Source organism: Streptomyces sp. NPDC088157 (assembly GCF_044741545.1).
Lineage (GTDB): Bacteria > Actinomycetota > Actinomycetes > Streptomycetales > Streptomycetaceae > Streptomyces.
In genome coordinates this window covers 854,328-880,345 of record NZ_JBIUSU010000002.1, presented here as the reverse complement: position 1 = coordinate 880,345, position 26,018 = coordinate 854,328, and the positions used below count along the sequence as shown (strand labels likewise).

At 70.8% G+C, this 26,018-nt stretch carries 23 protein-coding genes; 8 read left to right on the top strand and 15 right to left on the bottom strand.

What is annotated here, in order from left to right; all coding sequences use genetic code 11:
- Window positions 1–11 precede the first annotated feature (11 nt).
- The 3 genes from ACIPFH_RS10175 to ACIPFH_RS10165 form a co-directional block, all read right to left on the bottom strand.
- Window positions 12–1,124 carry an AI-2E family transporter gene (locus tag ACIPFH_RS10175; RefSeq protein ID WP_356249008.1) on the bottom strand — a complete coding sequence of 371 codons (1,113 nt, stop codon included), beginning with the start codon at window positions 1,122–1,124 and terminating at the stop codon, window positions 12–14.
- Between the two features lie 196 nt (window positions 1,125–1,320).
- Window positions 1,321–1,995, bottom strand: coding sequence for a peptide-methionine (S)-S-oxide reductase MsrA (gene msrA, locus ACIPFH_RS10170; protein ID WP_401824780.1), 675 nt, complete (start codon window positions 1,993–1,995; stop codon window positions 1,321–1,323).
- A gap of 81 nt (window positions 1,996–2,076) precedes the next feature.
- Window positions 2,077–3,195: a hypothetical protein gene (locus ACIPFH_RS10165; RefSeq protein WP_401824778.1), complete on the bottom strand. Its 1,119-nt coding sequence runs from the start codon at window positions 3,193–3,195 to the stop codon at window positions 2,077–2,079.
- Between the two features lie 143 nt (window positions 3,196–3,338).
- Here ACIPFH_RS10165 and ACIPFH_RS10160 point away from each other — a divergent pair, with 143 nt between their 5' ends.
- Complete coding sequence (locus tag ACIPFH_RS10160) at window positions 3,339–4,493, top strand: cystathionine gamma-synthase (RefSeq protein ID WP_401824776.1); 1,155 nt, start codon at window positions 3,339–3,341, stop codon at window positions 4,491–4,493.
- A 28-nt stretch (window positions 4,494–4,521) separates the two neighbouring features.
- Here ACIPFH_RS10160 and ACIPFH_RS10155 read toward each other — a convergent pair whose 3' ends face one another.
- The 3 genes from ACIPFH_RS10155 to ACIPFH_RS10145 all read right to left on the bottom strand — a co-directional run bounded on the left by ACIPFH_RS10155 (window position 4,522) and on the right by ACIPFH_RS10145 (window position 5,922).
- Window positions 4,522–4,770, bottom strand: a complete 249-nt coding sequence (locus ACIPFH_RS10155) for a hypothetical protein (RefSeq protein WP_356249000.1) — start codon at window positions 4,768–4,770, stop codon at window positions 4,522–4,524.
- Window positions 4,767–5,279 (bottom strand): sigma factor-like helix-turn-helix DNA-binding protein, encoded by a 513-nt coding sequence (locus ACIPFH_RS10150; protein ID WP_401824775.1) that lies wholly within the window; start codon window positions 5,277–5,279, stop codon window positions 4,767–4,769. The genes ACIPFH_RS10155 and ACIPFH_RS10150 overlap by 4 nt, the downstream gene beginning before the upstream one ends.
- Window positions 5,280–5,412: 133 nt before the next feature.
- The gene (locus ACIPFH_RS10145) at window positions 5,413–5,922 is read right to left on the bottom strand and encodes a MarR family transcriptional regulator (RefSeq protein WP_356248996.1); all 510 of its coding nucleotides are present in this window, start codon (window positions 5,920–5,922) and stop codon (window positions 5,413–5,415) included.
- 163 nt (window positions 5,923–6,085) lie between these two features.
- Here ACIPFH_RS10145 and ilvA point away from each other — a divergent pair, with 163 nt between their 5' ends.
- The 3 genes from ilvA to ACIPFH_RS10130 all read left to right on the top strand — a co-directional run bounded on the left by ilvA (window position 6,086) and on the right by ACIPFH_RS10130 (window position 9,370).
- Window positions 6,086–7,315: a threonine ammonia-lyase gene (ilvA, locus tag ACIPFH_RS10140; protein ID WP_401824773.1), complete on the top strand. Its 1,230-nt coding sequence runs from the start codon at window positions 6,086–6,088 to the stop codon at window positions 7,313–7,315.
- Window positions 7,316–7,505: 190 nt separating this feature from the next.
- Entirely contained in the window at window positions 7,506–8,510 is a 1,005-nt protein-coding gene (locus tag ACIPFH_RS10135) for an ATP-binding cassette domain-containing protein (RefSeq protein ID WP_401824772.1), read from the top strand.
- Window positions 8,507–9,370: an ABC transporter permease gene (locus ACIPFH_RS10130; protein WP_401824770.1), complete on the top strand. Its 864-nt coding sequence runs from the start codon at window positions 8,507–8,509 to the stop codon at window positions 9,368–9,370. Before ACIPFH_RS10135 ends, ACIPFH_RS10130 begins: the two co-directional genes overlap by 4 nt.
- A gap of 123 nt (window positions 9,371–9,493) precedes the next feature.
- On the opposite strand, the gene greA is transcribed toward ACIPFH_RS10130, so the two are convergent.
- The gene (greA, locus tag ACIPFH_RS10125; RefSeq protein ID WP_327317513.1) at window positions 9,494–9,994 is read right to left on the bottom strand and encodes a transcription elongation factor GreA; all 501 of its coding nucleotides are present in this window, start codon (window positions 9,992–9,994) and stop codon (window positions 9,494–9,496) included.
- Between the two features lie 192 nt (window positions 9,995–10,186).
- Window positions 10,187–10,588, bottom strand: a complete 402-nt coding sequence (locus ACIPFH_RS10120; protein WP_401824768.1) for a DUF4307 domain-containing protein — start codon at window positions 10,586–10,588, stop codon at window positions 10,187–10,189.
- A gap of 104 nt (window positions 10,589–10,692) precedes the next feature.
- Between ACIPFH_RS10120 and mca the strand changes: the two genes are divergently transcribed.
- Complete coding sequence (gene mca / locus ACIPFH_RS10115; protein WP_356248987.1) at window positions 10,693–11,574, top strand: mycothiol conjugate amidase Mca; 882 nt, start codon at window positions 10,693–10,695, stop codon at window positions 11,572–11,574.
- A complete protein-coding gene (locus ACIPFH_RS10110) occupies window positions 11,567–11,842 on the top strand; it encodes a hypothetical protein (RefSeq protein ID WP_356248985.1) in 276 nt (91 codons plus the stop codon). The genes mca and ACIPFH_RS10110 overlap by 8 nt, the downstream gene beginning before the upstream one ends.
- A 205-nt stretch (window positions 11,843–12,047) precedes the next feature.
- On the opposite strand, the gene ACIPFH_RS10105 is transcribed toward ACIPFH_RS10110, so the two are convergent.
- Window positions 12,048–15,248, bottom strand: a complete 3,201-nt coding sequence (locus ACIPFH_RS10105) for a tetratricopeptide repeat protein (RefSeq protein WP_401824767.1) — start codon at window positions 15,246–15,248, stop codon at window positions 12,048–12,050.
- 175 nt (window positions 15,249–15,423) lie between these two features.
- On the opposite strand from ACIPFH_RS10105, the gene ACIPFH_RS10100 reads away from it, so the two are divergent.
- Complete coding sequence (locus ACIPFH_RS10100; RefSeq protein ID WP_401824766.1) at window positions 15,424–17,469, top strand: thioredoxin domain-containing protein; 2,046 nt, start codon at window positions 15,424–15,426, stop codon at window positions 17,467–17,469.
- Window positions 17,470–17,507: 38 nt separating this feature from the next.
- On the opposite strand, the gene ACIPFH_RS10095 is transcribed toward ACIPFH_RS10100, so the two are convergent.
- The 4 genes from ACIPFH_RS10095 to ACIPFH_RS10080 all read right to left on the bottom strand — a co-directional run bounded on the left by ACIPFH_RS10095 (window position 17,508) and on the right by ACIPFH_RS10080 (window position 21,320).
- Complete coding sequence (locus ACIPFH_RS10095; RefSeq protein ID WP_401824765.1) at window positions 17,508–18,233, bottom strand: Mut7-C RNAse domain-containing protein; 726 nt, start codon at window positions 18,231–18,233, stop codon at window positions 17,508–17,510.
- A 34-nt stretch (window positions 18,234–18,267) separates the two neighbouring features.
- Complete coding sequence (locus ACIPFH_RS10090; RefSeq protein ID WP_401824764.1) at window positions 18,268–18,906, bottom strand: TetR/AcrR family transcriptional regulator; 639 nt, start codon at window positions 18,904–18,906, stop codon at window positions 18,268–18,270.
- On the bottom strand, window positions 18,903–20,489 hold the full coding sequence (locus ACIPFH_RS10085; RefSeq protein WP_401824762.1) for a DHA2 family efflux MFS transporter permease subunit: 1,587 nt from the start codon (window positions 20,487–20,489) through the stop codon (window positions 18,903–18,905). The genes ACIPFH_RS10090 and ACIPFH_RS10085 overlap by 4 nt, the downstream gene beginning before the upstream one ends.
- 117 nt (window positions 20,490–20,606) lie before the next feature.
- Window positions 20,607–21,320 carry a hemolysin III family protein gene (locus tag ACIPFH_RS10080; RefSeq protein ID WP_356248973.1) on the bottom strand — a complete coding sequence of 238 codons (714 nt, stop codon included), beginning with the start codon at window positions 21,318–21,320 and terminating at the stop codon, window positions 20,607–20,609.
- A gap of 334 nt (window positions 21,321–21,654) precedes the next feature.
- On the opposite strand from ACIPFH_RS10080, the gene ACIPFH_RS10075 reads away from it, so the two are divergent.
- A complete protein-coding gene (locus tag ACIPFH_RS10075; protein ID WP_401824760.1) occupies window positions 21,655–23,478 on the top strand; it encodes a phosphoenolpyruvate carboxykinase (GTP) in 1,824 nt (607 codons plus the stop codon).
- A gap of 695 nt (window positions 23,479–24,173) precedes the next feature.
- Here ACIPFH_RS10075 and ACIPFH_RS10070 read toward each other — a convergent pair.
- Window positions 24,174–24,614, bottom strand: a complete 441-nt coding sequence (locus ACIPFH_RS10070; RefSeq protein WP_356248961.1) for a hypothetical protein — start codon at window positions 24,612–24,614, stop codon at window positions 24,174–24,176.
- 78 nt (window positions 24,615–24,692) lie between these two features.
- Complete coding sequence (locus tag ACIPFH_RS10065) at window positions 24,693–25,904, bottom strand: pyridoxal phosphate-dependent aminotransferase (RefSeq protein ID WP_356248959.1); 1,212 nt, start codon at window positions 25,902–25,904, stop codon at window positions 24,693–24,695.
- Between the last annotated feature and the right edge of the window lie 114 nt (window positions 25,905–26,018).

Sequence of the window (26,018 nt, the reverse complement as noted above, 5' to 3'; positions counted from 1 at the left end):
GGACAGCACACCTAGGACGGGACGGCGGCGCCGGCGTCCGACTCGTCGGCCCCCGGAGGCGACGGCTCCAGGAGCTGCTCGCGCACGTAGTTCCAGACGACCGCGATCAGCGCGGCGATCGGTACTGCGAGCAGACTGCCCACGATGCCGGCCAGACTGCCGCCCAACGTCACCGCCAGCAGGACCACTGCCGCGTGAAGGCCGAGCCCACGACTTTGGATCATGGGCTGGAACACGTTGCCCTCGAGCTGCTGCACCACGACGATGATGGCCAGCACGATCAGCGCGTCCGTCAGGCCGTTGGAGACCAGGGCGATGAGAACCGCGACGAAACCGGCGAACAGGGCGCCGATGATCGGCACGAACGCGGAGACGAAGGTCAGCACCGCCAGCGGGAGCACCAGCGGTACCCCCAGGATCCACAGGCCCAGGCCGATCAGGACGGCGTCGAGCAGGCCGACAACCGCCTGGGAACGCACGAACGCCCCCAGGGTGTCCCAGCCGCGCGCGGCCACGACCGGGACGTCGGTGGCGAGCCGCCCGGGCAGCTGACGGGCGAGCCACGGCAGGAACCGCGGGCCGTCCTTGAGGAAGAAGAACATCAGGAAGAGGGCCAGAACGGCAGTGACCAGGCCGTTCACCACGGTGCTCACTCCCGTGACGACCGTGCCGACCATGCTGCCGAGGCCGTCCTGCGCGCGGGAGACCGCGGTGTCGAAGGCCTTGTTGATCTGGGCCTCACCGATGTTCAACGGCGGTCCCGCGGCCCACTCGCGCAACTTCTGGATGCCATCGACCACGCCGTCGGTCAACTCGCCGGACTGGGATGCCACCGGTACCGCGATCAGTGCCACGACACCCAGGGCGACGAGGAGGAACAGCACCGTCACGACCGACGCGGCGAGGGCGGGTTTCCACCCGCGGCGACGCAGGAAACGGGTCGGTGGCCAGGTCAGTGTGGTCAGGAGCAGCCCCACCACGAGCGGCCAGACGACCGACCACATCCGGCCCAGGATCCACAAGGCCACCGCGAGCATCAGGAATATGAGCAGCAACTCCGCGGAGGCACGCGCCGTCGTGCGAAGCGCGGCGCGGGCTCTCGTGGAACTCAACGTGGCAGTCACGGATGCACCCTATGGGTACTCAAGTCATACCGGAATCGCTGCTCACGGTGCCGTGCCGTACCAGCTCGGTCAGTGCCCGAACAGCGCCAGGATCACGGCGAGCAGGAGGCGGCGTACCGGGCCGAGCGCTCCGCGACCGAGAAACCCTCGAAGTCGCCGGTCGGCGCGGAGGCGTGTGTGGATGTGGTCTCGCTGCTCATCCGTCGGCCTTCGCCACGCCGATCGGGCAGGACACGCCGGTCCCGCCCAGCCCGCAGTACCCGCCCGGGTTCTTGGCGTCCGACAGGTACTGCTGGTGGTAGCCCTCGGCTGCGTAGAACGGGCGCTCCTGTGCCGGGAGGATCTCTGTGGTGATCGTGTCGTAGCCCGAGGCCGTCAAGCGCTGTTGGTAGGACGCGCGGGAGATTTCGGCTGTCGTGGTCCGGGCCGGGGAGTGGGTGTAGATCGCGGAGCGGTACTGGGAGCCCACGTCGTTGCCCTGGCGGAAGCCCTGGGTGGGGTTGTGGGACTCCCAGAACGTCTTCAGGAGGCTCTCGTAGGAGATCACCGCCGGGTCGAAGACCACGCGGACGACCTCCGTGTGGCCGGTCAGGCCCGAGCAGACCTCCTCGTAGGTGGGGTGCTCGGTGTGGCCGCCCTGGTAGCCAACCAGGGTCGTCCACACGCCTGCCGGGAGCTGCCAGAACCTGCGCTCCGCTCCCCAGAAGCAGCCCAGGCCGAAGTCGGCGACCTCCAGGCCCTCCGGGTAGGGGCCGAGGAGCGGGTTGCCGAGGACGGTGTGCCGGTCGGGCACGGAGTACACCGGCTTCGGACGGCCCTGCAGAGCCTGCTCGGGCGTCGGGAGCTGGGGCGTACGGCTGTGCAGGAACATGCGGTCTCCAGGGAGTCGGGGTCCGTGCGTGACAACGGGCACGGGGAGCGGCGCATTCCGCGCCGCCCCGGCTCCCCGGGGTCAGTGCGGCAGGGTCGCCGGGCTGCCGCCGTTCGCCTCGTAGCCCGCCACCGCCAGCGCACGGTAGACCGCGAACTCGCCGGCCGGGTCGGGGGAGAGGGTCCACGGGAGGGCCCCCACATGGCCGTCCACGTGGATGAGCTGGTTCATCGCCTCCGACCAGCGTTCGGAGCGGACCAGGAAGAAGATCAGCAGGTGGCGGACGTGCGCCAGCATCGGGTCGTCGTGGCGGGCCGCGTGCACCGCGAACAGCGCGCCGTGCATCGCCTTCGTCACGACCTCGCTCTGGTAGAAGCCGCTGACCAGGTTCACCTCGGGAAGGTGCTCGAAGACCGCGAACAGGGGCATCGCCGCGAGGAGGGAGCCCCGGGGCGCCCTCGCCGCTGCCGCCTCCGCGAACGAGTACGCCAGTTCGCGCGAGCCGTGCCACTTCTCGCACCAGTAGTGCAGGGCCGCCAGATGCGCCCCCATGTGCGCCGGAGCGTGGTCAAGGATCTTCAGCCAGAGCTGTTCGAACTCCTTCTGCGAGTACTCGAGTCCGCGGGCCACCGACAACTCGACGATGTACGGGACCGGATCACCGGGGGCGAGGAGCGCCGCCTGACCGCAGGCGTCCTTCGCCTCCTCCATGATGATCCGGAAGTCGTCCGTGCCCCGGGTCGACGTCCGCCACGCCTGCTGCACCAGGAACTCGGCGTGCACCGCCGCACCGCCCGCGTCCTTCGGCGCCTCCGTGCGCCACACCCGCAGCCACTGCCCGCCCGGCAGCTCACCGACACCGCCCGGCCGCTGCTGGAGCTCCAGCGCCGCCGCGCCCGCGAAGGCCTGCACGCGCTGCCAGCGCAGCTCGCCCGCCGCCTCCGTGCCGGCCAGAAGTTGCTGCGCGGCCCGGTAGTCCTGTGTGTGCTGCACCACGTCCAGGACGTCCAGCAGGTCCTGGTCGAGGCCGGGCATACGGATGTCCAGTTCCTCCGTGCGCACGAACCCGTAGGTCGCCGGGTCCGCGGCGTCCGGGTGGCCTGCCGGGACCTGCTCGATCATGCCTCGCCTGCGCCGCAGGAACGGCAGCAGCACGAAGCCGACCATGAGCAGCGCCATCAGGACGAACAGAATCTCCATGCCACAAGCGAACCAGACCGCGCGGACAATTGGCCAACCCGCCCCCGCACCCTGTGGAAAACCTCCGGGGAGGACCGTCCGCCCCGGCCTGCGCGCTCCCGCCGCCCCGCACCACGCCCGCGAGCGGACTACGCTCGGTGCCCATGAGCGACAGGCACATCAGTCAGCACTTCGAGACCCTCGCGATCCACGCGGGCAACACCGCCGATCCCCTCACCGGCGCGGTGGTCCCGCCGATCTACCAGGTCTCGACCTACAAGCAGGACGGCGTCGGCGGGCTGCGCGGCGGCTACGAGTACAGCCGCAGCGCCAACCCGACCAGGACCGCCCTGGAGGAGAACCTCGCCGCCCTCGAAGGCGGCCGCCGAGGTCTCGCGTTCGCTTCCGGACTGGCGGCCGAGGACTGCCTGTTGCGTACGCTGCTCAGCCCCGGCGACCACGTGGTCATCCCGAACGACGCCTACGGCGGCACCTTCCGGCTCTTCGCGAAGGTCGTCGCGCGCTGGGGCGTGGAGTGGTCGGTCGCCGACACCAGCGACCCCTCCGCCGTACGGGCAGCGATCACCCCGAAGACCAAGGCGGTCTGGGTGGAGACCCCCTCCAACCCGCTCCTCGGCATCACCGACATCGCCGCCGTCGCCCAGATCGCCCGGGAGGCGGGCGCCCGCCTCGTCGTCGACAACACCTTCGCCACGCCGTACCTCCAGCAGCCCCTGGCGCTCGGCGCGGACGTCGTCGTGCACTCCCTGACCAAGTACATGGGCGGCCACTCGGACGTCGTCGGCGGCGCGCTGGTCACCGCCGACGCGGAGCTGGGCGAGGAACTGGCCTACCACCAGAACGCGATGGGCGCGGTCTCCGGGCCCTTCGACTCCTGGCTGGTGCTGCGCGGCACCAAGACGCTCTCGGTGCGCATGGACCGGCACAGCGAGAACGCCACCAGGGTCGCCGACATGCTGACCCGGCACGCGCGGGTGACGAACGTGCTGTACCCGGGTCTGCCGGAGCACCCCGGTCACGAGGTCGCGGCCAAGCAGATGCGGGCGTTCGGCGGCATGATCTCCTTCCAGGTCGCCGGCGGCGAGGAGGCGGCCGTCGAGGTCTGCAACCGCGCCAAGGTTTTCACCCTCGGCGAGTCGCTGGGCGGCGTCGAGTCCCTCATCGAGCACCCGGGGCGCATGACGCACGCGTCCGTGGCCGGCTCGGCGCTGGAGGTCCCCGGTGACCTCGTCCGGCTCTCCGTCGGCATCGAGAACATCGACGATCTCCTCGAGGACCTTCAGCAGGCTCTCGGCTAGACGGCCGGCGGCCGGCGGCCCGTGGGAGTCACCAGCCGGTGAGCGGTGGAGTCGTCTGTGACGGCGGCTCCACCCACGGCTGGGCCACCACCGCCCAGACCACGAACGCCACCGTCGCCGCGCACAGCAGCAGCCACAGCAGCCGCCGTGCGAGCGTCCGGCGGCGCAGAATGCGGCTGCCCCGGCGTACGACGTCGGCGTGGAGCTCGGTCGGCACGTGCGGCGCCGTCCGCTCCATGATCCGGCGGACGGCTGCCTCCCGCTCGGGCCGGTTCACGAGGCCGCCGCCTTCGCCCGGCGCACCGCGGGCGCCGGGTCCCGCGGCGGATGCAGAAGCGTCGCCGTCGCCCGGTCGCAGACCGTCCGGACGCGTTCCACGGGCAGGCCGAGCAGGGCCGCCACCTGTTCCTCGGCGACGCCCTCGTAGAGCCGCAGGACCACGATGAGGCGTTCCTGAGGGGTGAGCCCTGCCAGCGGGCCGACCGCGGAGTGCGGGCGGACACGGCCGAGGGACCGGGCGCCGTATTGGTGCCAGGCCCCGTGCGCGAAACGGGTGGCCAGATATTCGCGGGCCCGGTTGTAGGGGTCCTCGCCGTGCAGCCGGTCCCAGCACGCGTACGTGTGCGCGAGGGCGAGCGTCAGCAGCCGTCGCGCGCGCGGGTTGGCCTCCGCGGCCTCGGCCGTGAGCAGGGTCGCGGCGTGCAGCAGCCGCCCGCCGGCTCCGGCGACGAACGCCTCGAACTCCCGTGCCCGGCGGGTTTCCTGGGCCGCACGCCTCTCTCGCACACCGAGCCTCCCGCCTGACGGCGTCCCCCTGGAGGGCCATACGCCCCGGTCTCATATGAGGCCAGGGGCGGGCTTTCGGTCAAGAGCCGCGCACGCCCGCCGGAAAGTCGCCGCACGCGCGCGTGCCCCTGGTTCAGGAAGCGGCCGACGACGGCTCCGCGCCCGGTAGGCCCTGGGCCGCCATCCGGGAGGACAGCGCGGTGTTGAAGCGGGTGAGGAGCGAGCAGAAGGCCTCGCGCTCCTCCGGTGCCCAGTCCTCCGTCAATTCGGCCATCAACTGACGCCGGGAGGAACGTACTTCTTCCAGACGGGACTGTCCGCGCGGGGACAGCTGAAGCACCACGGCGCGGCCGTCCTCGGGGTGCGAGGTCCGCTTGACCAGGCCGGTGTCGACGAGCGGGGCCACCTGCCGGGTGACGGTGGACGAGTCGATGCCCATGCTCGCGGCGAGCGCCTTGACGCCCATCGGGCCTTCCTTGTCGAGGCGGTTGAGCAGCAGGTACGCGGCGCGGTCCATGGAGTTGCGCACCTGTCCGACGCCGCCGAGCCGGGTCTGTTCGGCACGGCGGGCGAACACCGCGACCTCGTGTTGCAGCGTGTCGAGAAGACCGCTGTCACCGACGGTCGTCATGTCCATCGACATTTCAGGTGTTGTGGGCATGGCCGGGGGCTCACTTCATGAAGGGGCTGCTGGAATGGGGGACAGAGTACGCGGCTGGAAGGCGGGTCGTACCGGCGCTGCGGAAACCGGTCTCGGAGGTTGGTCACAGCGGTTGTTCCCGCCTGTGAACTGCGATGCTGGTGTCATGAGCTACCGCATGGCTGACTCCTTGCGCCCCGTCACCCTCGACGATGTGCGAGGAGCCCAGAAGATGCTCTCGGGCGTGGCGCGGACGACCGCGATGGAGGGCAGCAGGCACCTGTCCCAGCTGGTCGGCGCGCCGGTGCACTTCAAGTGCGAGAACCTCCAGCGGACGGGATCGTTCAAGCTGCGCGGCGCGTACGTCCGGATCGCGGGGCTGCTGCCGGAGGAGCGGGCCGCCGGGGTCGTGGCGGCGAGCGCGGGCAACCACGCGCAGGGTGTGGCGCTGGCATCGACCGTGCTGGGCGTGCGTTCCACGGTGTTCATGCCCCAGGGCGCCCCGTTGCCGAAGATCAGCGCCACCCGCGAGTACGGTGCCGAGGTGCGCCTGCATGGTCAGGTGGTCGACGAGACGCTGGCCGCGGCGCAGGAGTACGCGGCCGGGACGGGCGCGGTGTTCATCCACCCCTTCGACCACCCGGACGTCATCGCCGGGCAGGGCACGGTCGGCCTGGAGATCCTGGAGCAGTGCCCGGAGGTGCGCACGATCGTCGTCGGGATCGGCGGCGGGGGCCTGGCGGCGGGCATCGCGGTCGCCGTGAAGGCGCTGCGGCCGGACGTGCGGATCGTCGGGGTGCAGGCGGCGGGGGCCGCGGCGTACCCGCCCTCGTTGGCGGCCGGGCACCCGGTGTCCATCCGCAACCCGGCCACGATGGCCGACGGCATCAAGGTCGGCCGGCCCGGCGACGTGCCGTTCGCCCTCGTCGGCGACCTGGTGGACGAGGTGCGCACGGTGACGGAGGACGAGTTGGCCGCGGCGCTGCTGCTGTGCCTGGAGCGGGCCAAGCTGGTCGTCGAGCCGGCCGGGGCGAGCCCGGTGGCCGCCCTGCTCAGCGCGCCCGACGCCTTCGAGGGCCCGGTCGTCGCGGTGCTGTCCGGCGGCAACGTCGACCCGGTGCTGATGGAGCGCGTCCTGCGGCACGGAATGGCGGCGCAAGGCCGCTACCTGGCCGTACGTCTGCGGCTGACGGACCGGCCGGGCGCTCTCGCCGCACTTCTGGGGACGTTGTCAGTGGTGGACGCTAACGTCTTGGACGTGAGCCATCTGCGGACCGACCCCCGGCTCGGGCTGACCGAGGCGGAGGTCGAACTGCACCTGGAGACGAAGGGGCCGGCGCACTGCGCCGAGGTCGGTCGAGCGCTGCGCGACGCCGGCTACACCGTCATCGACTGAGGTCGTCCGGGAGCTTCAGACGCCCTGTCCGAGGTCGGGGCGCCCTTCGTCACTCGTTCGAGAAAGACCGTTGTGAGACGCGATACATCGCGTTATGGTGTGTGTCACGCCGCTCCCTCGCGTGCTGTCGGGCGGAACGAAAAGTACAAACCTAGGCTTCCGAAGAATCCTCAACGACGTGGAGACTGATATGCCAGGTGCCATCTACGCCGAAGGCCTGGTGAAGACCTTCGGCGATGTAAAGGCTCTGGACGGCGTGGACCTGGACGTCCCCGAGGGCACGGTGCTGGGCCTGCTCGGACCGAACGGCGCGGGCAAGACCACCACGGTCCGCTGTCTGACCACACTCCTGCGCCCCGACCGCGGCCGGGCCGTGGTCGCCGGCCTCGACGTGCTCAAGCACCCCAACGAGGTGCGCCGCTCCATCGGCCTGTCGGGCCAGTTCGCGGCGGTCGACGAATACCTCACCGGCCGCGAGAACCTCCAGATGGTCGGCCGGCTCTACCAGATGAAGGCCGGCGCGGCGAAGGCCCGGGCCACCGAGCTCCTCGACCAGTTCGACCTCGCGGACGCCGCCGACCGCACCGCCAAGACCTACTCCGGAGGCATGCGCCGCCGCCTCGACCTGGCGGCGGCACTGGTCGTCTCGCCGCCCGTGATGTTCATGGACGAGCCGACGACCGGCCTCGACCCGCGCAACCGCCAGATGCTGTGGGAGGTGATCAAGCGCCTCGTCTCCGGCGGCACGACGCTGCTGCTCACCACGCAGTACCTCGAAGAGGCCGACCATCTCGCGCACGACATCGCGGTCGTCGACCACGGCCGGGTCATCGCCCGCGGCACCTCCGACCAGCTCAAGGCCCGCACGGGCGGAGAGCGCGTGGAGGTCGTGGTGCACGACCGCGAGCACATCGCCACGGCCGCCGAGGTGCTGACCGGCTTCGGCAAGGGCGAGACCACCGTCGAGCAGCACACCCGCAAGCTCACCGTGCCCGTCGCCGGCGGCGCCAAGCTCCTCGCCGAGGTCATCCGCGAGCTGGACACCCGCGGCATCGAGATCGACGACATCGGCCTGCGCCGCCCCACCCTCGACGACGTCTTCCTTTCGCTCACGGGACACGTGGCCGAGCTGAAGGCCGAGGAGAACGAAGAGAACCGCCGCAACGGACAGACCGAGAGGGAGACCGCCGAATGAGTGCCGTCACCGACGCCGCACGCGGCGCGGCGCCCAAGCCCGCCCATCCCCTCGGACAGTCCGTCCGTGACTCGCTGGTCATCGCGAAGCGCAACCTGATCCGGATGTCCCGCATCCCGGAGATGGTCATCTTCGGGCTCATCCAGCCGATCATGTTCGTGGTGCTGTTCACCTACGTGTTCGGCGGGTCCATGCAGATCGGCGGCAGCACCAGCGCCGCCGACTACACGAACTTCCTGATGGCGGGCATCTTCGCGCAGACGGTCACCTTCGCCACCGCCGGCGCCGGCGCGGGCATCGCCGACGACATGCACAAGGGCCTCATCGACCGCTTCCGCTCGCTGCCCATGGCGCGCGGCGCGGTGCTCACCGGCCGTACCCTCGCGGACCTCGTGCAGACGGCGCTCACGCTGCTGGTGCTGGCGGTGGTCGCCGTCCTGGTCGGCTGGCGGGTCGGCTCCGACGGCGACACCAACGCCGCCCGGGTGCTGGCCGCCTTCGGGCTGCTGCTCCTGCTCGGCTACGCGTTCACCTGGATCGGCGCCCTGATCGGCCTGAGCGTCCGCACCCCCGAGGCGGCCACCTCCGGCGGACTGATCTGGCTCTTCCCGGTGACCTTCATTTCCAACGCGTTCGTGGACACCAGCAACATGACGCCCTGGCTGCGACACATCGCCGAGTGGAACCCGTTCAGCGCCACCGTCCAGGCCTGCCGGGTGCTCTTCGCCAACCCCGGCCAGTCGCCGTCCGACGCCTGGCCCATGCAGCACCCGGTCTGGGCCTCACTGATCTACTCGGTGCTGATCATCGTGATCTTCCGGACGCTGGCGGTCCGCAAGTACCGCTCGGCAACAGCGTGAGAGGTGCGGGCCTGTCGACGCCCGGGCCTGACGACGCCCCCGCTTGAGGGATCCGGGCAGGACGAAGCCCCCGGCGGCGGGCGCCGGGGGCCGGTCATGGCAGGCGTGACGGACAGTGGCCGGTCAGCCGCTGTAGGGCTCGGCCTTGAGAATGCGCACGGAGGCCTTCTTGCCGTTGGGCAGCTCGTACTCCGCGTCCTCGCCGACCTTGTGGCCGATCACGCCGGTGCCCAGCGGGGACTGCGGCGAGTAGGTCTCGATGTCGGAGCTCGCGTACTCGCGCGAGGCGAGCAGGAACGTCGTGGTGTCGTCCTCGTCGCCGTCGAAGGCGATCGTCACGACCATGCCGGGCGCCACCGCGCCGTCCGTGGAAGCCGGAGCCTCACCGACCTTGGCGTTCTCGAGAAGCTGGGTCAGCTGGCGCACACGGAGCTCCTGCTTGCCCTGCTCCTCCTTGGCCGCGTGGTACCCACCGTTCTCGCGCAGGTCCCCCTCCTCGCGCGCGGCGGCGATCTTGGTGGCGATCTCCGTGCGCGCAGGACCAGTAAGGTACTCAAGCTCGACCTTGAGCTTGTTGTACGCCTCCTGGGTCAGCCAGGTGACGGACTCGCTGGTCTGGGTCACAGGTGCTCCTCGTCGGTACTGGGAATACAAAGCATCGCCCACCCACAAGCATGTTCCTCAGGTGATGGGCGAAACCACGAGCCTAACAATTCGGTGGCCGAAGGGGGAGGACATAAGGCATCAGAATTACGTCGACGCAGGTCAGCCTGCACCTATTGCGGAGGATGCCCCCCGTGCCCGGGCGCCCCGGCGTCAGTCGGCGTGGCAGCCGAGCAGCTCCGCCGTCGTGCCCTTCGCCGTCGTACGCAGCGTGACCGTCCGGTCGATGCGCGTGTCCGAACCGGAGAAGCGGAAGTCCGCCCGGCCCACCTCGGTGCCGTTGGCCGCCTGTGAGCGCACCGTGCAGTAGCCGCTCGCGCCCGAGTCCTTGCGGACCTCCAGGTGGAGCTCCACCGCCTCGTCCGAGGTCGCCTTGAAGGTGATCACCTCGGCGCTGATCTTGTTCTGGCCGACGTAGTGGTAGGCGAAGTAGCCGATCAGAACGAGCAGGAACGCGCCCAGCACGGCGCCGGTGATCTTGAGCTTGTGGTCGGCCCGCTCGTCCGAGGAACGGCCGTAGCGGCCCTCGGGCAGTCGCGTGCTCGCCGTACTCATGATCGTCCTCCCGGCGCGGAATTATTCGCCCCCCGATTCGGTCACTATAGAAGCCTGCGATCGCGCCGGTGCACACCGGGCGCCGACTTACCGAGGATTGAGTCTTGACTGACCAGCTGCGACTGATGGCCGTTCACGCGCACCCCGACGACGAGTCGAGCAAGGGCGCGGCCACCATGGCGAAGTACGTGTCCGAGGGGGTGGACGTGCTGGTGGTGACCTGCACGGGCGGGGAGCGCGGCTCCATCCTCAATCCCAAGCTTCAGGGCGACAAGTACATCGAGGAGCACATCCACGAAGTACGCAAGAAGGAGATGGACGAGGCTCGCGAGATCCTCGGCGTCAAGCAGGAGTGGCTCGGCTTCATCGACTCGGGCCTGCCCGAGGGCGACCCGCTGCCGCCGCTGCCCGAGGGCTGCTTCGCGCTGGAGGACGTCGACCGGGCGGCCGGCGAACTGGTGAGGCAGATCCGCGCCTTCCGTCCCCAGGTGATCACCACCTACGACGAGAACGGCGGCTATCCGCACCCCGACCACATCATGACCCACAAGATCTCGATGGTGGCCTTCGAGGGCGCGGACGACACCGAGAAGTACCCCGAGGGCGAGTTCGGGCCCGCCTATCGGCCGCTGAAGCTGTATTACAACCAGGGCTTCAACCGGCCCCGCACCGAGGCGCTGCACCAGGCGATGCTCGACCGCGGCCTGGAGTCCCCCTACGGGGAGTGGCTCAAGCGCTGGGAGGAGTTCGGCCAGAAGGAGCGCACGCTCACCACGCACGTCCCGTGCGCCGACTTCTACGAGATCCGCGACAAGGCGCTGATCGCCCACGCCACGCAGATCGACCCCGACGGCGGCTGGTTCCGGGTTCCGATGGAGATCCAGAAGGATGTCTGGCCCACGGAGGAGTACGAGCTCGCGAAGGCCCGCGTGGATACTTCCCTCCCCGAGGCCGACCTCTTTGCGGGCATCCGCGACAATGCCTGACATGAGCGCAAGCGTGAGCCTGGCAATGACGCACCTCGTCCCCCTGGCCAAGGAGGTCGACGAGAACAAGGTCACTCCCGGCGTCCTCGGCTTCATCGTCTTCGCGGCGATGGCGGTGGCGGTGTGGGGCCTGATGAAGTCCATGAGCAAGCACATGGGCAAGGTCGACTTCAAGGAGCCGGCGGACTCGGAGAAGACCTCCGCCACCGGCGCGGCGACGTCCGCGACGTCCGCCACGACGACGGGGAAGCCCTCCTCGACGTCATGAGGCGAGCGCGCGGCGCCACGGGTGCGTGACGTGCGGGCGTTGCGGTTTCGGCGGGGCGCGGAGCGGGTGCGGGCGCCCCGCCCCGCGCCCCGCTGCGCTACCCCGACCGCCCGGCGAGGGCTCCCCGCACCCGAACGCACCGAACCCACAGTCGCGTCCCCGGCGTTTTCGCCTCCCCACGCCCGTCCGCATCGCCGGCCGCTGTCTACTCGGTGCCCACCGCTACGCCCATGACCTCTCGTCCGTGTCTGCCCGGTACCAGGCCCAGGCGCCAGGCCTGCCAGCCCGACTCCAGGCGGATGCCGCGTTCCAGCAGCAGGCCGTAGGCCTCCAGGCATTCGCTCAGCCTGGCGTCACGCAAGGGGTGGGCCTCGTGGCTCAGCCGGGCCAGCTCCTCCTGGGCCACCGCCGTGCCGACCTCGACGCCGCCCGGGGCCGCATACGGCAGCAGGGTGCAGCGCAGGAAGCGCGCCCAGTCCTCGCCGCGCCGGTCGCCGTACGACGCGAACAGGCCCGTCGCCTCCTCGCACAGGGCCAGGGCCGCCTGCGTACGGGCGTTGCCCGCGTCGACGATCGCGAGCTCCAGGCAGGTCCAGGCCTCGCCGTGGGCGACGCCGATGCGCTGGAAGTCGGCGCGGGCGTCGACCAGAAGCTGCCGGGCGAAGCCGGAGTTGCGCAGGGAACCGGTCTGGGCGGCGCGCTGGTCGCGGGTCACCCGGGCCGAGTGGTGCCGGGCGCAGGCGAGGCCGTAGACGTCCCGCATGCGGGAGAAGAGGGAACGGGAGCGTTCCAGTTCGCGGACGGCGTGGTCCAGGTCGCCCGTCTCCTCCAGGGCCAGGCCCAGGTAGTAGACCGTCCAGGCCTCGCCGCGGGCGTCCTCGTTGTCCCGGTGCCGGGCGGACGCCCGACGCAGGTCCTCGGCCGCCGGGCCGGGGTCCCCGGCGATGAGACGGGCCCGGGCCAGCTGGGTCAGGGCCCAGGCCTCGCCGCGGGCGTCGCGGGTGCGGCCGTAGAGATCGAGGGCCCTGCGCAGATCGTCCTCCGCCCGCGGGACGTCGCCGCGGCGCAGGTTCAGCTGGCCCAGCTGGAAGTGCGCCCATGCCTCACCGTGCACGGAGCCGCCCTCGCGGTGCAGGACCAGGGAGCGGGTGAGCAGGTCGAGGGCCTCGGCCAGGTGCGCCCTGTCCCGTTCCACCGCCGCGAGCGCGTGCATTGTCCAGGCCCGGTCCGTGGCCAGCTCGGGCGCGGCCTGGAGGTCCATCGCCTCCCGCAGCTTCGCGGACGCCTCCGTCAGCTGACCCTGGTGGTGCAGGGTGATGCCCAGCGAGCACAGGGCACGCGCCGCACCCGCGTCGTGGTGGGCCTGGAGATAGAGGTCGACGACCGAGCTGAGCGTCGTACGGGCCTTGTCGAGCTCTCCCAGTTGACGGGCCGCGATGCCCGTACGCCACTGTACGGACCGGACCAGCAGGTCCTGGCCGACCGACTGGGCCAGCTCGCTGATCTCACCGAGCCGGTAGAGGTCGCCGCGCAGCAGGCAGTAGTCGCACAGCGCGCCCAGCAGGCTCAGTACGGCGTTCTGGTCCACGCCCTCCGAGTGCCGCAGTGCGGCCGTGATGAAGCTCGACTCGTCGTCCAGCCAGCGCAGCGCCTCGTCCAGGGAGGTGAAGCCGTGCGGGGTGAAGCGGTCCGAGCGGGTCGACATGTTGCCGTCGACCAGCCGCAGGACGGAGTCGGCGAGCTCGGCGTAGCTGACGATCAGGCGTTCCTGGGCGGCCGACCGCTCGGTCTGCTCCTCCTCGTCGAGGAGACGGGCCTGGGCGAAGGCGCGGACCAGGTCGTGCAGCCGGTAGCGGTCGCCGCGGACGTGGTCGACCAGGCCGGCGTCGGCGAGGGCCGTGAGGTGGCGGGTGGCCTCCGCGCGGTCCGTGGCGAGGAGCGCGGCCGCCGCGGCGGCCCCCAGCGAGGCGCGCCCGGCCAGCGCGAGCCGGCGCAGCAGACGGCGCGTCGCGTCCGGCTGGTCGCTGTAGCGCAGCCACAGGGCGCGCTCGACCGGCTCCACCGGGCCGTACGCCCCCAGGTCGGCCGCCAGCGCGCGCGGTGAGCGCGGGCCGAGGGAGGAGCCGACGACGCGCAGCGCCAGTGGCAGCCCGCCGCACAACTGCGTTATCCGGTCGGCGGATTCGGCGTCGTAGGGACCCGAGGAGTCCTGAGCGGCCGCGCCCAGGAGTTCCTCCGCGCCCGCCGCGTCCAGGGGCCGCACCGCGAGCTCGTGCACCCAAGCGGACAGCTCGGCGGGCAGCGCGGGCGGGGTCCGGGTGGTGACCAGGACCAGGCTGTCGGAACGTTCCGGGACGAGTGCGCGGACCTGTTCGGGGTCCGAGGCGTCGTCCAGGAAGACCGTGACCGGGAGGCCGGTCAGGTGCTGCTGGTACAGCTCGCTGAGCCGCTTGACCTGCTGGTCCGGGGAGGAGCGCTCACGGAAGAGGAGCTGCTCGCGGGGCGCGCCGAGCCGGTTCAGCAGGTGCAGCAGGGCGTCCCGGGTGGGCAGCGGTGTCTCCTCCGCGCTGTCGCCGCGCAGGTCCACCACACAGGCGCCGCGGAACTGGTCCCGCAGATCGTGCGCGGCCCGCACCGCCAGGGTGGTCCGGCCGCTGCCGGGGGGTCCGTGCAGCACGACGACCGTCGGCCGGGTCTGTGTGCTGGCCCGGGCCGCCTGCACCCACTGCCGGATCTGCGCGAGTTCCGTCCGGCGTCCGGCGAACGGGCCCGCTGGTTCCGGCAGTTGGGCGAACGACTGCGCGAGCACCGTCCGCCCGCGCGCCGCCGCGCTCTTGTCCGTGCCGCGCAGTTGCGGTCCGGGCGCCTTCTTCGGCCCGGTGGTCGCACTCAGCATCCGTTGCTGATCCAGGAACGGCCGGATGCCCCGCACCTCCAGTGCGGTGAGCCACTGCAACCGCAGTTGTTCGGCGCCCCCGGGCTGCCCCGCCTCGCCGGCCCGGTGATGGGCGGCCGGCAGATGGGAGCCCGCCACCTTCACGACGGTCGCCGCGGCGCCGACGACCCCCACGGTCACCCCGGCCCCGAGAGCCGTACCCGGCCCGGTGCCCAGAGCGAGGTCGGCGACCGCCGCCGTGACGGCGGCAACGCCCGCCACCAGCAGGGGAGTCCGCCCGCCCTCACGCGCGTACCGCTGCCCGAAACTGACCTGCCGGGCCTCGGTCTCCTCCAGGGCGCGCGCGTACGCCTCGTACTCCTCGGCTGCCGTCTGCGCCATGACGTCCAGCGCGCCGCGCGCCCGCGTCATCAGCACCTGCCGGTCGCTGCGCCCGCCGGACCGCCGCACTTCCTCCTCCACGGCCCGCGCCAACAACCGCTCGGCTTCCGCCCTATGGCCGTCCCGCATGTCCCGTCCCCCTCCGGAGGTCACAGCTTTCCTTGGTCAAGTGTGCGGCGGGCGGCCCCGCGACGACAGGGGGCGGAGGGCGGCGGCGGACCTCCGGCCGTCTCGCGGAGCAGGGCGTCGCCACGCGCCGGCGCCTGACGCCTCGTGGACGGGGTACTGCGGCAGGATGGACCCCATGCCGAACCGACTGGCCCATGAGACGTCCCCGTACCTCCTCCAGCACGCCGACAACCCCGTCGACTGGTGGCCCTGGTCGACGGAGGCTTTCGAGGAGGCGCGCAGGCGGGGCGTGCCGGTGCTGCTGAGCGTCGGGTATTCGAGCTGCCACTGGTGCCATGTGATGGCGCACGAGTCCTTCGAGGACCAGGAGACCGCCGACCACCTCAACGAGCATTTCGTCAGCGTCAAGGTCGACCGCGAGGAGCGTCCCGATGTGGACGCCGTCTACATGGAGGCCGTCCAGGCGGCCACCGGGCAGGGCGGCTGGCCCATGACCGTGTTCCTGACGCCCGAGGCCGAGCCCTTCTACTTCGGTACGTATTTTCCGCCCGCGCCCCGGCAGGGCATGCCCTCCTTCCGGCAGGTGCTGGAGGGGGTGCGGCAGGCCTGGACCGAGCGGCGGGACGAGGTCGCCGAGGTCGCCGGGAAGATCGTGCGGGATCTGGCGGGGCGGGAGATCTCCTACGGGGACAGCCGGGCTCCCGGCGAGCAGGAGCTTTCCCAGGCGCTGCTCGGGCTGACCCGGGAGTACGACCCGCAGCGCGGCGGGTTCGGCGGCGCACCGAAGTTCCCGCCGTCGATGGTGATCGAGTTCCTGCTGCGCCACCATGCGCGGACCGGAGCCGAGGGCGCGCTCCAGATGGCGCGGGACACCTGCGAACGGATGGCCAGGGGCGGCATCTACGACCAGCTGGGCGGCGGGTTCGCCCGGTACTCCGTCGACCGCGACTGGATCGTGCCGCATTTCGAGAAGATGCTGTACGACAATGCGCTGCTCTGTCGCGTCTACGCCCACCTGTGGCGGTCCACGGGCTCGGAGCTCGCCCGTCGGGTCGCTCTCGAGACCGCCGACTTCATGGTGCGCGAACTCCGGACCGAGCAGGGCGGGTTCGCCTCCGCGCTCGACGCCGACAGCGACGACGGGAGCGGGAAGCACGTCGAGGGCGTGTACTACGTCTGGACGCCCGAGCAGCTCACCGAGGTGCTCGGGCCGCAGGACGCCGAGCTCGCCGTCCGCTTCTTCGGCGTCACCGACGAGGGCACCTTCGAGCACGGCTCCTCGGTCCTCCAGCTCCCGCAGCAGGAAGAGGTGTTCGACGCCGAGAGGATCGCCGGGATCAAGGAACGGCTGCTGACCGAGCGCGGCGGACGTCCCGCCCCGGGCCGGGACGACAAGGTCGTGGCCGCCTGGAACGGGCTCGCGATCGCCGCGCTCGCCGAGACGGGCGCCTACTTCGACCGGCCGGATCTGGTCGAGGCCGCGGTCGGCGCCGCCGATCTGCTCGTCCGGCTGCATCTCGACGACCAGGCCCGTATCTCCCGCACCAGCAAGGACGGGCAGGTCGGAGCCAACGCCGGTGTCCTCGAGGACTACGCCGACGTCGCCGAGGGGTTCCTCGCCCTCGCCTCCGTCACCGGGGAGGGTGTCTGGCTGGAGTTCGCCGGATTCCTGCTCGACCACGTCCTCGCCCGGTTCGTCGACGGCGGGTCCGGTTCGCTGTTCGACACCGCGGCCGACGCCGAGCAGCTGATCCGGCGTCCGCAGGATCCGACCGACAACGCCGTTCCCTCCGGCTGGACCGCCGCCGCCGGTGCGCTGCTCAGCTATGCCGCGCACACCGGATCGGACCCCCATCGCACCGCGGCGGAGCGGGCGTTGGGCGTGGTGAAGGCGCTCGGACCGCGCGTGCCCCGGTTCATCGGATGGGGACTCGCCACCGCCGAGGCGCTGCTCGACGGGCCGCGCGAGGTCGCCGTGGTCGTGCCCGCCACGGCTGATCCGGCCTCGGAACCACTGCACCGTACGGCGCTTCTGGGTACCGCTCCGGGAGCCGTCGTCGCGTTCGGCACCACGGGGAGTGACGAGTTCCCGTTGCTCGCCGACCGCCCGCTGACCAACGGTGAACCGACCGCGTACGTGTGCCGCAACTTCACGTGTGACGCCCCGACCACCGACCCCGAGCGGCTGCGCTCGGCCTTGACCACCGTGGTCACCGGCTGAAATGCCGACAAACAGAGCCTGCGCCTGAGCCGACCGGGTCAGCTCGCGAACTCCGCCAGGGCGCGCTCCACGATGGCCACCAGCTGCTCGTGGTGCGCGCCCTTCCAGTACGCCCGCCCGCAGGACAGGCACTGCGCGAACACGTCGTACGACTGCTGGGTGCCCTGGCGCAGCTGGTCGGCGACCTCCTCCTTGGTGGCCTGCCTCAGCAGGCCGTTGCAGGCCGTGCACCGCGTCCAGGGAAGCAGCTGCGGCGCGAACCGGTCGAGGACGTCGCGGAGCTGCTCCTCGGGGTCGGTGCTGTAGACGTAGGCGCCAGCCCACAGCTCACGGCGGCGCAGCAGCCCCCGGTCGCGGCTGAGCATCACGCGCTGTTCGGCCGCCGAGCGGGCGGCGAGCGCCGGGTCGCCGATGTCCGTCGACTCGTACGCCGTGTCCACGCCGAGCAGACGCATCCTGCGGGCCAGGGTGCCGAGGTGGACGTCGAGGAGGAAGCGCAGGGGGGCGCCCGTGATCGGCTGGGGGCGGGCGACCGGGCGGACGGCCACCGACTCGCCGGCGGCCGGGATGTGCGAGACCGGTACCGCGCGGCCGTCGACGAGCAGGGTGCCGACCTCCGTGAGGGGCACCCCCAGGGACTCGACGACATGGCCGAGGGTGGAGACGCCGTCGACGGCGAGCGCGGTGGCGCCGGCGCGCCGGGCGTGCGGGACGAAGAGTGCCAGCTCGGGGGCGACTTCGACGCGGATCTCGAATGCGTTCACCCGGTCAGGATGGCACGGGGGAGCGGCGCCGGTCTCAGGGTTTGCGCTGGGGCAGGCCGTGTTCCAGGACGTCCAGACTGCGCACGAGCAGGTCCTCGAAGTCGTCCTGGTGGCCGTGCTCGGCCCAGTACATGGACGTCTGCATCAGGCCGCCCATGAGGGACATCGTGTGGACGCGGACCTCCAGGCTGTCGGGGTCGAGGCCGGTGCGCTCGCCGATCGCGGTGCTGAACATCCGGCCGGTGACCGACATGCCCTCCATCATCCGCGAGCGCACCGCGGGGATTTGGACCATCAGGTGGGTACGCAGCCGCGCCACCTCCAGATCGTCCTTGATGCCCATGCGGGCGGCCTTCAGCATCACGTACCTGACGGTCTGCGACCACGGCTCGTCCGCCGGCCGGGTCTTCAGTTCCCGCACGAGGACCAAGTCCCACTCGTCGGTGAGGACGATGTCCTCCTTGGTCGGGAAGTAGCGGAAGACGGTCGACGGCGACACCTCGGCGCGTTCGGCGATCTGGTCGATCGTCGTGGCGTCGTACCCCTGCTCCCTGACCAGCGCGTAGGTCGCGGTGCGGATCGCCTCGCGGGTCTTGATCTTCTTGCGCTCACGAAGGCCCGGCTGGGGGTGCTCGGCGGGAGGGTTGGTGTGTGCGGCCGTCATGGGGCTCATTGTCGGGCATCGGCCGAGGGGCCGACCAAGCCGGGACCGGCGTTCTCGGGCTCCGGGCCCGTGGCACCGACGTCTTCGGCGCGCGTGGTTCCCGGCAGGAACGCCGCAGCCAGCAGCGCCGAGACCAGGGCGGCGAGGCCGCACACCAGCAGGACCAGGCCCATGCCGTGGACGTAGGCGGCGTTCGCGGAGGCGGCGAGATCCGGCAGGTGCGTCCTCCCGGCGATCACGTGGGCCGCGACCACCGAGTCCCCGGCGGTGTCGGCGGTCCCGGCGGGCAGGCCGGTCACGTCGAGGCGGTCGCGGAAGGTGCTCGCGAGCAGGCTGCCGAGCAGGGCGATGCCGATGGCCCCGCCGACCTGGCGCAGGGTCATCAGCAGGCCGGAACCGCTGCCGGCGCGGTCGGTGGGCAGGGTGCCCAGGGCGCCGGCCATCGCGGGCACGATCGAGAAGCCGAAGCCGAACCCGACGATCGACAGCCACAGCGCGGTGAAGCCGTATCCGGAGTCGACCGTCGTACGGCTGCCCAGGAGGGCGGCGAAGGCCAGCACCACCAGGCCCGCGCTCACCACGGCCCGCGACCCGAACCGGGCCACGACGGGCTGCGCGGCCCGCGCGGCGACGATCAGACCGCCCATCATCGGCAGCAGCCGCACACCGGTGCCGAGGGCGTCGTTGCCGAGGACGGCCTGGAGGTACTGCGGCAGGACGAACAGCAGGCCGGACAGCACGAACATGAGGAGGGTCGCCGCGAGCGTGTTGAACAGGAAGCCGCGGTGGGAGAGCAGCCCCATGTCGAGCATCGGCCGCACGGCCCGGCGCTCGCGCAGCACCAGCGCGGTGATCAGTACGACGGCCGCCGCGTCCATCGCCAGGACCAGCGGGTCGCCCCAGCCCCGGGTGGGCGCCTCGATGATCGCGTAGATGAGGGCGCCGAGACCGGCCGCGGTGAGCGCGGTGGAGACGACGTCGACCTTGGGGGAGGCCGGGTCGCGGGTCTCGGGCAGCAGGAAGACGCAGGCGGCGATGCCGATCGCGGCCATCGGGATGTTGATGAGGAAGACCGAGCCCCACCAGAAGTGGTTGAGCAGCCAGCCGCCGATGATCGGTCCGAGCGGCAGCCCGAGCGTCGAACCGGCGGAGACGATCCCGACGGCCTTGGTGCGCTCCTCGGGCGTGAACAGCGAGGGCAGTACCGACAGGGCGAGCGGCGTGACCAGCGCGGCTCCGACGCCCATCACGGCGCGGGCGGCGATCACCGCGTTCACGTCCCCGGCCAGGGTGCCGACCAGCGAGCCGACGAGGAAGACGCCGAGCCCGGTGATCAGCATTCTCCGCCGGCCGAAGCGGTCGCCCAGGAGACCGGCCGGGAGCATCAGGGCCGCGAAGACGACGACGTAGGCGTCCGCCATCCACTGCTGCTGTCCCGTGCCGGCGCCGAGCTGCTCCGCCATCGTCGGCAGAGCCACGTTGAGGATCGTCGTGTCGAAACCGAGCGTGAGCATGCTGGCGACCAGGGCGCCGAGGGCCCACCAGCGGCGGGGGTCGGACCCCGCCGCGGCGGAGTTCGTGAGAGTAACCATGAAATGAGAGTAGCTCTCAAAAGATAGTTGGTGTCAATATTCATCGTGCTCCGGGCACAAAAAAAGGCCACGGCTCGAAAGCCGTGGCCGAGGTGGCGCGAAAGGGACGCCGGCACGCTATCCGTGCTGGTACGCCACCAGTGAGATGCCGACGTAGTGCACGACGAACGCGGCGACCGTGAGCGCGTGGAACACCTCGTGGAAGCCGAACCAGCGAGGTGACGGGTTCGGTCGCTTGATGCCGTAGATCACGCCGCCCGCGCTGTAGAGGAGCCCGCCGATGACCACCAGGACCATGACGGCGATACCGCCCGCCCGCATGAAGTCCGGCAGGAAGAAGACGGCCGCCCACCCCATCGCGATGTAGCAGGGGGTGTAGAGCCAGCGCGGGGCGCCCACCCAGAAGACGCGGAAGAGGATGCCGGCCACCGCCGCGGCCCAGACGCCCCACAGCAGCCACCGGCCCTTGTCGTCCGGCAGGAGCAGCATGGCCAGCGGCGTGTACGTGCCCGCGATGATCAGGAAGATGTTGGCGTGGTCGAGGCGGCGCAGGACGCCGTCCATGCGCGCGCTCCAGTCGCCTCGGTGGTAGAGCGCGCTGACGCCGAACAGCAGGGACGCGGTGAGGGTGAAGATGCCGCAGGCCATCCGGCCACGGGTGGAGTCGGCGAGGGCGGTGAGCACGAGGCCCGCGATGAGGGCGGCCGGGAACATGCCCAGATGCAGCCAGCCGCGGAGCTTGGGCTTGACCGGATGCGGCAGGGAGAGCGCGACGGGACCGCGGCCGGCGGGCGGCGTGTCCGTTGGCGCGTCGGGGACGGACGCAGTCATGCGCCGAATCGTACCTACGGAACCGTAGGTAGCGGATCGGTCCGGCGTGCCGAAGGGTGAAGAGTGGCCATCGTCTCACGTGAGTTGTGTCAAGAACCGTGAGTTGTGCCAAAGGGCCTTCGGTCGAACGTCACGTGAACGCAAAACGTCGCCCCTACACGTGGCCATCCTCACTCCGCTCACCTGTGAGGCCCTCTGGACATATGGGCGGTACCATCGGATGATCAAATGAGTGCGGTCGACACCGGATGAGCGCCAAGGTCATCATCCGAAGCATCCGGGTCGCAGCCCCCACGGGGCCTCCAAACAAAAAATCCCTCATTTAGGAGCAATCGTGGCGCGCGACATCGCGGCTCCCCCCGTCATCCCCACCCACCACCAGGAACTCGTCTCCTGGGTGAACGAGATCGCCGAACTGACGCAGCCGGACAACGTGGTCTGGTGTGACGGATCCGAGGCCGAGTACGAGCGACTGTGCGGAGAGCTCGTCGAGAAGGGCACCTTCAAGAGGCTCGACCCGGTCCAGCGCCCGAACTCCTACTACGCCGCCTCCGACCCCACCGACGTCGCCCGCGTCGAGGACCGCACCTTCATCTGCTCCGAGCAGGAGAAGGACGCCGGCCCGACCAACCACTGGAAGGCGCCCGCCGAGATGCGGGAGATCTTCGCCGGTGAGAAGGGCCTGTTCCGCGGCTCGATGCGCGGCCGCACCATGTACGTCGTCCCCTTCTGCATGGGCCCGCTGGGCTCCGACCTCTCCGCGATCGGCGTCGAGATCACCGACTCCGCCTACGTCGCCGTCTCCATGCGCACCATGACCCGCATGGGACAGCCGGTGCTGGACGAACTCGGCTCCGACGGATTCTTCGTGCGTGCCGTGCACACGCTCGGAGCGCCGCTGGCCGAGGGCGAGGCGGACGTCCCATGGCCCTGCAACCGGACCAAGTACATCTCGCACTTCCCCGAGAGCCGCGAGATCTGGTCCTACGGCTCCGGCTACGGCGGCAACGCCCTGCTCGGCAAGAAGTGCTACGCCCTGCGCATCGCGTCGGTGATGGCACGCGACGAGGGCTGGCTCGCCGAGCACATGCTGATCCTCAAGCTGACCCCGCCGCAGGGTGAGTCCAAGTACGTCGCCGCCGCGTTCCCGAGCGCCTGCGGCAAGACCAACCTCGCCATGCTGGAACCCACCGTCTCCGGCTGGACCGTCGAGACGATCGGCGACGACATCGCCTGGATGCGCTTCGGCGAGGACGGCCGCCTGTACGCCATCAACCCCGAGGCCGGCTTCTTCGGCGTCGCGCCCGGCACCGGTGAGCACACCAACGCCAACGCGATGAAGACGCTGTGGGGCAACTCGGTCTTCACCAACGTCGCCCTCACCGACGACAACGACATCTGGTGGGAGGGCATGACGGAGGAGACCCCGGCCCACCTCACCGACTGGAAGGGCAACGACTGGACTCCGGCGTCCGGGACCCCGGCCGCCCACCCCAACGCCCGCTTCACCGTCCCCGCCGCGCAGTGCCCGATCATCGCGCCGGAGTGGGAGGACCCCAAGGGCGTGCCGATCTCGGCGATCCTCTTCGGCGGCCGGCGCGCGTCCGCGGTCCCGCTGGTGACGGAGTCCTTCGACTGGAACCACGGCGTCTTCCTCGGCGCCAACGTGGCCTCCGAGAAGACCGCCGCCGCCGAGGGCAAGGTCGGCGAACTGCGCCGCGACCCGTTCGCCATGCTGCCGTTCTGCGGCTACAACATGGGCGACTACATGGGCCACTGGGTCGACGTCGCCAAGGGCAAGGACCAGGCGAAACTCCCGAAGATCTACTACGTCAACTGGTTCCGCAAGAACGAGGCGGGCAAGTTCGTGTGGCCCGGCTTCGGCGAGAACAGCCGCGTGCTGAAGTGGATCGTGGAGCGCCTGGAGGGCAAGGCCGACGGCGTCGAGACCCCGATCGGCATCCTGCCGACGAAGGACGCCCTCGACACCAAGGGCCTCGAACTCGACGACAAGGACCTCGACTTCCTCCTCACCGTCGACAAGGAGGTCTGGCGCGAGGAGGCCGCACTGGTCCCCGAGCACCTCAACACCTTCGGCGACCACACCCCGAAGGAACTGTGGGACGAGTACCGCGCGCTGGTGCAGCGCCTGGGCTGACGCCCGCCCCGAAAAGACTCCGCGGCCGGCACCGGGTGCCTCCCACGCCTTCAGGGCAGTGGGGGAGCCCCGACCAGTGATCGTCACGGCCGGCCGCGGTGGAATCGGCGAGCCGCGTACAACGGCGTACGTGGCCATGGCCTGTCGTCACTCCCCGTCCGCCCCGACGAGGAGACGACGACAGGCCTTCGCCTATGAGGGGCGCTGGTCGGGCGAGCGCTCCTGCAAGTACCGCGTATGCGTCTCCTGCCGCCGCGCCTCGGTGTCCCTCAGGCCCGCCGCCAGCCGCTCGGCCTCCTCCTGGAGGAGCGTCAGCTGGCGTTCCAGGTGTCGCTCCGGTGGCTCCTGACTCCGCCTTCTCCGACCCGATCACCATCCGCACGGTCTTCGTTGCCGTGTCCTCATCGCTGCGGCCCGCGACGACGGCGACCACCACACCCGCCATCAGCAGCGCCGCGAGGACGATTCCTGCGATTCGTCCCACAGGGGGAGCCTGCTCGCGGAACCCCACATTCCCGGGTGGTCCGGGTGAACGGGGGGTGAAGGGGGTGACCCGGAACGCAACAGGAAGGGGAGGTTCCGACCCAGGGCGAAAAAATATGGCGCCCGGTCCGCGCGTCGCTGCGGGTGCACGCGGACCGGGGCCGTTCACGGTCCCCCGGTGGGGAGCCCCTGGCAGGGGCCCGGGAGGGGGTTCAGCCGGCGGTGCTCAGTTCCTTGGTCTCCGCGAGTGCGGCGGCGTGCGCGTCCATGCGCCGGGCCGCCAGGATCGCCGCCGCCGTGTCCGCGCGGGACGCGGCGACGAGCAGGGCGCGGCCCGCCAGGGCGTGCGCGCGCTCGTGCAGGGTCGCGAGGTGCGGGCCCGCCGGGCCGGCGGCGAGGGTCGAGCGGACCGGCGTCCGCCCTCCCCGCAACCGGGTCACCTGGTGCGCGAGCCGTGTGGCCGCGGTGTCCAGGTCGGCGGACGGCGCCGCCGCGCGCAGCTCGTCGGTGACGGCGAGCAGCGCCGCGAGATGAGCTGCGAGCTGGATGTCCAGCTCCTCCTCGCGGGAGCGGTGGGGGTAGTCCGAGGGCGTGCCGGCCATCGTGGTGTGGACAGACCCACGGGAAGAAGGGGTGCGGATCGGTTCGTACATGAGGATGGCCTCCTGTGCTGTCAGGAAACCATCCTAGCTTAGATCTCGTCTAAAGTTGCGGCGTTCATGAAACCCCTGCTAGGGCTGGCTGTAGCCGTCCAGGAAGCGGGCGATCCGGCCCACCGCGTCCCGCAGATCCGTCGCCGTCGGCAGGGTGACCACCCGGAAGTGGTCCGGCTCCGGCCAGTTGAAGCCGGTGCCCTGGACGACCATGATCTTCTCCTGGCGCAGCAGGTCCAGGACCATCTGCCGGTCGTCCTTGATCTTGAAGACGGCGGGGTCCAGGCGCGGGAAGAGATACAGCGCCCCCTTCGGGCGGACGCACGTGACGCCCGGGATCTGCGTCAGCAGCTCGTAGGCCGTGTCCACCTGTTCCTTGAGCCGCCCGCCCGGCAGCACCAGATCCTTGATCGTCTGGCGTCCGCTGAGCGCGGCCACCACACCGTGCTGCCCCGGCATGTTCGCGCACAGGCGCATGTTCGCCAGGATCGTCAGACCCTCGATGTAGGAGTCGGCGTGCGCGCGCGGGCCGGAGATCGACATCCAGCCGACCCGGTAGCCGGCCACCCGGTACGCCTTCGACATGCCGTTGAAGGTGAGGGTGAGCAGGTCCGGGGCGACCTTGGCGGTCGGGGTGTGCGTGGCGCCGTCGTAGAGGATCTTGTCGTAGATCTCGTCCGAGCAGACCAGGAGGTTGTGCCGGCGCGCGATGTCCGTGAGCCCCCGGATCATCGCCTCGTCGTACACGGCGCCCGTCGGGTTGTTCGGGTTGATGATGACGATCGCCTTGGTGCGGTCGGTGACCTTGCGCTCGACATCCGCGAGGTCGGGCATCCAGTCGGCCTGCTCGTCGCACCGGTAGTGCACGGCCGTGCCGCCGGAGAGCGAGACGGCGGCGGTCCACAGCGGGTAGTCGGGGGCCGGGACCAGGACCTCGTCCCCGTCGTCCAGCAGCCCCTGCATCGCCATCACGATCAGCTCGGAGACGCCGTTGCCGATGAAGACGTGCTCGACGTCCGTCTCGATGCCGAGTGTCTGGTTGTGCATCACGACGGCCCTGCGCGCGGCCAGCAGACCCTTGGCGTCGCCGTAGCCGTGCGCGGTCGAGACGTTGCGGAGGATGTCCTCCAGGATCTCCGGCGGGCAGTCGAAACCGAAGGCCGCCGGGTTGCCGGTGTTCAGCTTGAGGATGCGGTGACCAGCCGCTTCCAGGCGCATCGCCTCCTCGAGAACCGGACCCCGGATCTCGTAACAGACGTTGGCGAGCTTGGTCGACTGGATCACCTGCATGTCTGGGAGCTTACGGCCCGGTAACGCGTCAAGGGGCGTGTTTTCCGCCACGTGAGACGGGTGATTTGGATGGGTATCGCCGGCGACTGTCCCAGGAGCCCCGCCTGTCCCTAC